Source organism: Paraburkholderia sp., from assembly GCF_035501035.1.
GTDB lineage: Bacteria > Pseudomonadota > Gammaproteobacteria > Burkholderiales > Burkholderiaceae > Paraburkholderia.
The window spans coordinates 1-8,313 of the sequence record NZ_DATJWR010000497.1 but is presented as its reverse complement, the minus strand read 5'-3'; the positions used below and the strand labels follow the sequence as shown (position 1 = coordinate 8,313).

Sequence of the window (8,313 nt, the reverse complement as noted above, 5' to 3'; positions counted from 1 at the left end):
CGTCTCGCCGTGCGGCTTTTGCGCGCGGAAATTGGCGACCACGCCCGTTTGCCGGTAATCGCGCCGCTCGACTTTCGAGCCGATCTGCGCGCGCACCCACGAGTGCGCGCCGTCCGCGCCGATCGCGAGATCGGCTTCGATCGTGCGGCCGTTGGCGAGGCCGATCACGGCCGCGTCGGGCTTCACGTCGAGCGTTTCGGCGCGCGTGTCGATCCACGCGAGGTTGGGCTGGAAGTGCAGCGCGGCGTCGAGCGCGCGTTCCACGACCGACGACTCGGCAATCCACGCAAGCTGCGCAACCGATGCCTGATACGCCGAGAAATGCAGTTCCGCAGCGGCGTCGCCGAACACGCGCATGTCGTAGACCGGCGTGAGGCGCGCGACGTCGATGGCCTGCCAGACCCTCAGCCGCTCGAACAACGCTTGCGAGCTGCGCGACAACGCATAGACGCGCGCGTCGAACACAGCGCCCGCAGGCAGCGGCGCGCACGGCTGCGCGAGCAGCGCCACGCGCAGGCCGCCCTGGGTCAGCGCGAGCGCCGCCGACTTGCCGACGAGCCCGCCGCCAATCACGGCGACGTCAAAGGTCTGGTTGGTTGCTGTCATCCGCGCATTATAGCCGCCGGGGGTTATCAGACAGGGCCGGATGGGCCGATGTTGCGGCGCGGCAAAAACGGCGCTTCGGAAGGCGCTACGCGGCGCCGCAGGGCAGCATCGGCGACGCGCGCTTCGATCCGTTACCTGCGGGATGCCGGCTTGCTACCGGCTTGTTACCGGCACGCCACCCGGACAAGGTTACAATTACGGTTTTCGTGACCCGCTGACCCGTGTCACGCCCCCCGACGTGCCACCTGCGCCGCCCCGCCCGCCGCCTCCCCTTGAGCGAGACGCCCGGCTACGGGCGCTTCGCGCGCGGCGAGCCGCACGTCACCACACTGACATGCAGAGATTTTCATGAGCCTCAAATGCGGCATCGTCGGCTTGCCCAACGTCGGCAAGTCCACCCTGTTCAACGCGCTGACCAAGGCGGGCATCGCCGCCGAAAACTATCCGTTCTGCACGATCGAGCCGAATGTCGGCGTGGTCGAAGTGCCGGATCCGCGCCTGAACGCGCTCGCGGAGATCGTCAAGCCCGAGCGCGTCGTGCCGGCCGTGGTCGAGTTCGTCGACATCGCGGGTCTGGTGGCGGGCGCAAGCAAGGGTGAAGGCCTCGGCAACCAGTTCCTCGCCAACATCCGCGAAACGGATGCGATCACGCACGTCGTGCGCTGCTTCGAGGACGATAACGTGATTCACGTGGCCGGCAAGGTCGATCCGCTCGCCGACATCGAAGTCATCAACACCGAACTCGCGCTCGCCGACCTCGGCACCGTCGAAAAGTCGCTCACGCGCTATTCGAAGGCCGCGAAGTCGGGCAACGACAAGGAAGCGGCGAAGCTCGTCGCCGTGCTGGAGAAGGTTCGCGCGCAGCTCGACGAGGCAAAGCCGGTTCGCGCGCTCAACCTGAACGAGGACGAGCAGGCGCTCATCAAGCCGTTCTGCCTGATCACGGCGAAAAAGACGATGTACGTCGCGAACGTGAAGGACGACGGCTTCGAGAACAATCCGCATCTCGAAGCCGTGCGCAAGTATGCCGAAGCCGAGAATTCGCCTGTGGTGGCCGTGTGCGCTGCGATCGAGGCCGAAATCGCCGACCTCGACGACGAGGACAAGTCCGCGTTCCTCGCCGACATGGGCATGGACGAGCCGGGCCTCGACCGCGTGATCCGCGCGGGCTTCAAGCTGCTCGGCCTGCAAACGTACTTCACGGCGGGCGTGAAGGAAGTGCGCGCGTGGACGATCCACATCGGCGACACCGCACCGCAAGCCGCAGGCGTGATCCACACCGACTTCGAACGCGGCTTCATCCGCGCGCAGACCATCGCCTACGCCGACTACATCCAGTACAAGGGCGAAACCGGCGCGAAGGAAGCCGGCAAGATGCGCGCCGAAGGCAAGGAATACGTCGTGCACGACGGCGATGTCATGAACTTCCTGTTCAACGTCTGATTAGCGTCTGAGCCGCCCGGCAGCGCGCGCTGGTGCGGGGCGCGTAGCCTGGCGCATGATCGAAGCCCGCCTCGAGCGGGCTTTTTTGCGCGCGTTTTTTGCCCACCGTTCGCCATCGATTACAAGAAGCAAGCAACAAAAACGAAAAGAGAGACAACGACAATGCAGCTCCCGGTCATCGGGCGTCTCGCGGCCGCCCTTCTGATGTACGTCGTCGCCACCAGCGCCTTCGCCTTGCAGCCCTCGTTTGCCGCCCCCGACGAGAGCGATCTCGACAACCACCACAGCTACACGAACCGCGAAGGCCAGCCCGTCCACTCGCCGGCGCACTCGCGCTCAGGCGCCGTGCCGCAAGGCGCGAGCGCGCAGTGTCGCGACGGCACCTATAGCTTCAGCCGCCATCACCGCGGCACATGTTCGGGCCACGGCGGCGTCGCGCACTGGCTTTGAGGCCAGGCCACGCGGCAACGAGCGCCGCCAAAGCCAACCGTCACTCGCCGGCCGCCCGAGCCCCGTACAATAGCGGCTTGCGCAGCACCCCCTATTCGCGGTCATGACGCGGCGAACACCGCGTCCCGCCCCCTTTTTCTCCCGTTCAAAGACACTCTCATGGCCCAATACGTCTTCACCATGAACCGGGTCGGCAAGATCGTGCCGCCCAAGCGCCAGATCCTGAAAGACATCTCGCTGTCGTTCTTCCCGGGCGCGAAGATCGGCCTGCTCGGCCTGAACGGCTCGGGCAAGTCCACGCTCATCAAGATCATGGCCGGCGTCGACAAGGACATCGAAGGCGAAGCCACGCCGATGCCCAACCTCAGCATCGGCTATCTGCCGCAGGAGCCCCAGCTCGATCCCGAAAAGACCGTGCGCGAAGCCGTGGAAGAAGGCCTCGGCGACCTGTTCAACGCGCACAAGAAGCTCGATGAGATCTACGCCGCCTACGCCGAGCCGGACGCCGATTTCGACGCGCTGGCCGCCGAACAGGCCAAATACGAAGCGATCCTCGCCACGGCCGACGGCGGCAACGCCGAGCAGCAGATCGAAGTGGCCGCCGACGCCCTGCGTCTGCCGGCGTGGGACGCGAAGATCGGCAATCTGTCGGGCGGCGAGAAGCGCCGCGTCGCGCTGTGCAAGCTGCTGCTCGAAAAGCCGGACATGCTGCTGCTCGACGAACCGACCAACCACCTCGACGCCGAATCGGTCGAGTGGCTCGAGCAGTTCCTCACGCGCTTCCCGGGCACCGTCGTCGCCGTGACGCACGACCGCTACTTCCTCGACAACGCCGCCGAATGGATTCTCGAACTCGACCGCGGCCACGGCATTCCCTGGAAGGGCAACTACTCGAGCTGGCTCGACCAGAAGGAAGAGCGCCTGAAGCAGGAAGAGGCTTCGGAATCGGCGCGCCAGAAGGCGATCAAGAAGGAACTGGAGTGGGTGCGCCAGAACCCGAAGGGCCGCCAGGCGAAGTCGAAGGCGCGTATCGCGCGCTTCGAGGAACTGTCGAGCCAGGAATACCAGAAGCGCAACGAAACGCAGGAAATCTTCATTCCGGCGGGCGAGCGCCTGGGCAACGAGGTCATCGAGTTCAAGAACGTCAGCAAGTCTTATGGCGACCGTCTCCTGATCGACAACCTGAGCTTCAAGATTCCGGCGGGCGCGATCGTCGGCATCATCGGGCCGAACGGCGCCGGCAAGTCGACCCTGTTCCGCATGCTCACGGGCAAGGAGCAGCCGGATTCGGGCGAGATCGTGCAAGGCCCGAGCGTCAAGCTCGCCTACGTCGACCAGAGCCGCGACGCGCTGGCCGCCGACAAGACCGTGTTCGAGGAAATCTCGGGCGGCGCCGACGTGCTCACGGTGGGCAAGTACGAAACGCCGTCGCGTGCGTATATCGGCCGCTTCAACTTCAAGGGCGGCGATCAGCAGAAGATCGTCGGCAACCTCTCGGGCGGCGAGCGCGGCCGTCTGCATCTGGCCAAGACGCTGATCTCGGGCGGCAACGTGCTGCTGCTCGACGAACCGTCGAACGATCTGGACGTCGAAACGCTGCGTGCGCTCGAAGACGCCCTGCTCGAATTCGCGGGCTCGGTCATGGTGATCTCGCACGACCGCTGGTTCCTCGACCGTATCGCCACGCACATCCTCGCGTTCGAGGGCGACTCGCAGGTCACGTTCTTCGACGGCAACTACCAGGAATACGAGGCCGACAAGATCAAGCGTCTCGGCGAGGAAGCGGCGCGTCCGAAGCGTCTGCGCTACAAGCCGATCAGCCGGTAAGGAAGCGCCGCGCCGGTGTAGCTCTCGCGCGCGCCGGCGCGTCATCAGGTGAATCCGGATCAACGGCGGCCCGCGGGCCGCCGTTGTGCTTTGAGGCACGCGCGGCATGGCGGTTGCTCGAAAGCCGCTACGCTATGCCACTGCCCCGCTTTCGTCCGCTTTCGTCTGCTTTCGCCGCCGCTTTTGCCTGCTTCCCCGCGAGGAATTCCGTATGGCCATGCCGCTCCGCAACCGGGTTCTCCTCACATCGGCGATCGTCGTCGCGCTGCTCGTGATCGCGGCGCTCGGCACGCTCTACGCGCTGCAGCGCGAGGCGAAGGCCTATGTGGAGCGCGCGCTTGCGCCCATCGGCACGGCGGCGCGCGTCGAAGTGGCCTTCGACCTTACCTCCGTCAAGCTCGTCGACGTTCGCCTCAAGCCGCCGCCCGACTGGCCGAGCGCCGACACGTTGCGCGCCGCGCGCATCACGATCACCCCCGACCTGCGCGCGCTGCTCGCGCGCCGCGTGCATATCCGCGACATCACCGTGAGCGACTTCACGATGACGGTGCTGCGCCGCGCGAGCGGCTCCATCGATATCCTGCCTGGCCTGCGCGATCAGGTAACGCAGGCTTCGGCACCCGCGTCCAGTGCGAGCGGAGCGCAAGGCGAGAACGCCCTGAGCGGCGAAAAAGTCATCGACCACGTCGGCCTCGAAAACGGCACGTTCGAGTTCTACGATCGCTCGGTGAGCGAGCCGCCCTGGCGCGTCACGGTGAACCGCGCGCAAGCGAGCGTCGATCAGATCCACCTGCCCGCGCTGGAGGAGCCCACGCGCGTCTCTCTCACCGGCAACGTCGTCGGTCCCGCGCATACGGGCCGCGTCAGCTTCGACGGCTGGGTGCAGATCGCGAGCAAGGATTCGCAGATGCACACGACGCTGCGCGGCGTCGACGTCAGGACGATCGATCCCTATCTGCTGAAGAAGGCCGGCGCGCAGGCCAACGTGACGGGTGGCACCCTAGACCTCGATCTGACCTCGACCGTGCGCGGCTATCACCTGCATGCGCCTGGCACGGTCACGCTGCACGACCTGCAACTGGCGCAAAGCGGCAACGCGCTCGACACCTTCCTGTCGATCCCAACGCGCGCCGCCGTGGCCGCGCTCAAGTCGCACAAGGGCAACATCACCCTGCATTTCGTGCTCGAAGGAAACTTGCGCGACCCGAAGTTCAAGCTCAACGAAAGTCTGATGACGGAGTTGCGCGCGGGCTTCGCGCAGGCGCTCGGCGTGAGCGCGCAAGGTGTGGCGCAGGGCGCCGGGGAAACCGCGAAAGGCATCGCCGATGCGTTGCGCAGCCTGCTCGGGCGACCGGCCGCGCCGCAGAGCGAATCGAAATAGGCCGCACGCGAGGAGCGCGGGCGCGGACACACGCAAACGAGGCCGCACGCGCAGGCGCGCGTGCGTGTCGTGGCAAACGCCTGTCGAGGCAAACGCCCAATCAGATCCGCAGGCCTAGCTCGCGAAGTGTCGCGTCGGTGGCGTCGCTGCTCGTGTGATGCACGCCGTGCCAGCCGAGCGCGGTCGCGGCCTTGGCGTTGTGCGGGTTGTCGTCGATGAAGACGAGTTCCTCCGGCTTCACGCCGGGCAACTGCGCCTCGATACGGCGGAACATCTCGTGAAAGATCGCCGGATCGGGCTTTACGAGCTTCACGCGGCCCGACACGACGATGTCGCGGCAGCGCCGCAGGATGCCGAAGCGCTCCCACGCCCACGGGAACGTCTCGGCCGACCAGTTGGTGAGGCCGAAGATCGGCACGCCCTGCGCCTCCAGACGCTCGAAGGTCGCGACGCCGCCCGCGAGCAACCCTCCGATCATCTCGTGCCAGCGCTCGTAAAACGCGCGGATGAGCGGCTCGTGCTCCGGAAACTTCGCGACCAGCTCCTCGGTGCCGACGGCGATGGGTTCGCCGCCGTCCTGGCGGACCACCCAGTCCATCTTGCAGACGTTCGTGAGGAACCAGCGGCGCTCGTCGTCGTTGGGAATCAGCTTGCGATAGAGATACTCAGGACTCCAGTCCACCAGCACCCCGCCGAAATCGAACACCACTGCCTTGATCGTCATGCGCTTCTACTCCGCTTCAGTCTGTTTTGGTCCACTCTGATCTGTTTTGATCGGCTTGATCCGTTGAATCACATCTGCTGGATGCGGCGAATCGCGTTGCAAGCGTGGGGGGATCAGATCGGCTGCGTGCGCTTTTCGAGCCACGCGAGCGCCTCGCCGCTCACGTGCGGCGCGACCCGCACGCGCACCGTCTGGTGGTATGCATTGAGCCATTCGCGCTCGTCCTCGCGCAGCAGCGCCAGATCGACGCAGCGCGTGTCGATCGGGCACAGCGTGAGTGTCTCGAACTTGAGGAACTCGCCGAACTCCGAAGCTTGCCCAAGCTGGTTCAGCACGAGGTTCTCGATGCGCACGCCCCACTTGCCCGGCCGGTAGATGCCGGGCTCAACCGAAGTGATCATGCCCTCTTCCATTGCGGTCCACGGCTCGGCCGGCGCGTAGTGCGAAATCACCTGCGGGCCCTCGTGCACGTTCAGGAAGTAGCCCACGCCATGTCCCGTGCCGTGCCCGTAGTCCACGCCCGCTTCCCAGATCGGCGCGCGTGCGATCGCGTCGAGCATCGGCGAGCGGATGCCGCGCGGGAACTGCGCGCGCGAGAGCGCCATCATGCCCTTGAGCACCAGCGTGAAGTCGCGCTTTTGCTCGGCGCTCGGCGTGCCCACGGGCACGACGCGCGTGATGTCGGTGGTGCCGTCGAGGTACTGGCCGCCCGAGTCGATCAGCAGCAGGCCGTTGCCTTCGATCACGCTGTGCGACTCAGGCGTGGCGCGATAGTGCGGCATCGCGCCGTTCGCGTTGAAACCCGCGATCGTCGCAAACGAGAGCGACTTGAAGCCCGATCGGCGCGCGCGCGCGGCGGTGAGCTTTTCGTCGATGGTCAGCTCGGTGATCGTCTCGCGGCCGAGCGCGCCCTCGAACCACACGAAGAATTCGGCGAGCGCCGCGCCGTCCTGCTCCATGGTCGCGCGCACGTGCGCGGCCTCGGCGGCCGTCTTGCGCGACTTGAAGAACGTGCTCGGGTTGACCGACTCCACGAGCGTCACCGCCTTGGAGACCGCTTGCAGCAGGCCGAACGTCACCCGGCGCGGGTCGACGAGCAGCGCGGCCTTTTCCGGCAGCGCGGCGAGCGCCGCGGCGGCCTGCGCGTACGGCGCGACACGCACGCCGTCTTTCGCGAGCGACTGCGCGAGGGGCTCGCTCACCTTGCCGTCGGCGACGAAGAGCGTCGCCTCGTGCGGCCCGATCAGCGCATGCGCCACGAACACCGGGTTGTAGTTGACGTCCGCGCCGCGCAGGTTTAAAAGCCATGCGAGGTCGTCGAGCGTCGAGATGAAGTGCCACTGAGCGCCCTTCTCCTGCATCGCGCGGCGTACCTGCTCGAGCTTGGCGGCGCGGCTCGTATCCGCGTGCGGCGCAACGTGCTCATAGACAGCCTCGAGCGGCAACGACGGTCGGCCCGCCCAAACGTCGTCGAGCAGATCGAGGTCGGTGCGCAGCGCGATCTCGCGCACCTTCAGCGCTTCGCCAAGCGCGCGCGCGGAAGCCACGCCGAGCACGGCGCCGTCCACGGCCACCGCGCCGCCCGCCGGCACATTCTGCGCGAGCCAGTCGATGTGCGGCGCGCTCTGCTGGCCGCCCGTCATCTTCATGAGCGCGATGCCGGTACCCGCGAGTTGCTGCTCGGCCTGCACCCAGTAGCGGCTGTCGACCCAGACGCCGGCGAAATCCTTCGTCACGACGAGCGTGCCCACCGAGCCGGTAAAGCCCGAGAGCCACTCGCGCCCCTGCCAGCGGCGCGGCAGGTACTCGGAGAGATGCGGATCGGCGGAGGGTACGAGGGCCGCATCGGCGCCGGCACGCGCCATTGCGGCGCGCAGGGCGG

The 8,313-nt window shown here is 66.6% G+C and carries 7 protein-coding genes; 4 read left to right on the top strand and 3 right to left on the bottom strand.

The window, feature by feature from the left end:
• Window positions 1-606: FAD-dependent monooxygenase (locus VMJ11_RS34040; RefSeq protein ID WP_325625597.1), on the bottom strand; the 606-nt coding region annotated here is incomplete at its 3' end.
• A gap of 348 nt (window positions 607-954) precedes the next feature.
• Between VMJ11_RS34040 and ychF the strand changes: the two genes are divergently transcribed.
• From ychF to VMJ11_RS34020, 4 genes are all read left to right on the top strand, one after another.
• A complete protein-coding gene (ychF, locus tag VMJ11_RS34035; protein ID WP_325625596.1) occupies window positions 955-2,049 on the top strand; it encodes a redox-regulated ATPase YchF in 1,095 nt (364 codons plus the stop codon).
• A gap of 204 nt (window positions 2,050-2,253) precedes the next feature.
• The gene (locus VMJ11_RS34030) at window positions 2,254-2,499 is read left to right on the top strand and encodes a DUF3761 domain-containing protein (protein ID WP_325625601.1); all 246 of its coding nucleotides are present in this window, start codon (window positions 2,254-2,256) and stop codon (window positions 2,497-2,499) included.
• Window positions 2,500-2,658: 159 nt separating this feature from the next.
• Window positions 2,659-4,326, top strand: a complete 1,668-nt coding sequence (gene ettA, locus VMJ11_RS34025; RefSeq protein ID WP_325625594.1) for an energy-dependent translational throttle protein EttA — start codon at window positions 2,659-2,661, stop codon at window positions 4,324-4,326.
• Window positions 4,327-4,537: 211 nt separating this feature from the next.
• Entirely contained in the window at window positions 4,538-5,707 is a 1,170-nt protein-coding gene (locus VMJ11_RS34020) for a DUF748 domain-containing protein (protein ID WP_325625593.1), read from the top strand.
• 100 nt (window positions 5,708-5,807) lie between these two features.
• On the opposite strand, the gene VMJ11_RS34015 is transcribed toward VMJ11_RS34020, so the two are convergent.
• Together VMJ11_RS34015 and VMJ11_RS34010 are read right to left on the bottom strand one after the other, a co-directional pair.
• Window positions 5,808-6,431: an HAD family phosphatase gene (locus VMJ11_RS34015; protein ID WP_325625592.1), complete on the bottom strand. Its 624-nt coding sequence runs from the start codon at window positions 6,429-6,431 to the stop codon at window positions 5,808-5,810.
• A 113-nt stretch (window positions 6,432-6,544) separates the two neighbouring features.
• Window positions 6,545-8,308 (bottom strand): M24 family metallopeptidase, encoded by a 1,764-nt coding sequence (locus VMJ11_RS34010; RefSeq protein WP_414694563.1) that lies wholly within the window; start codon window positions 8,306-8,308, stop codon window positions 6,545-6,547.
• Window positions 8,309-8,313 lie beyond the last annotated feature (5 nt).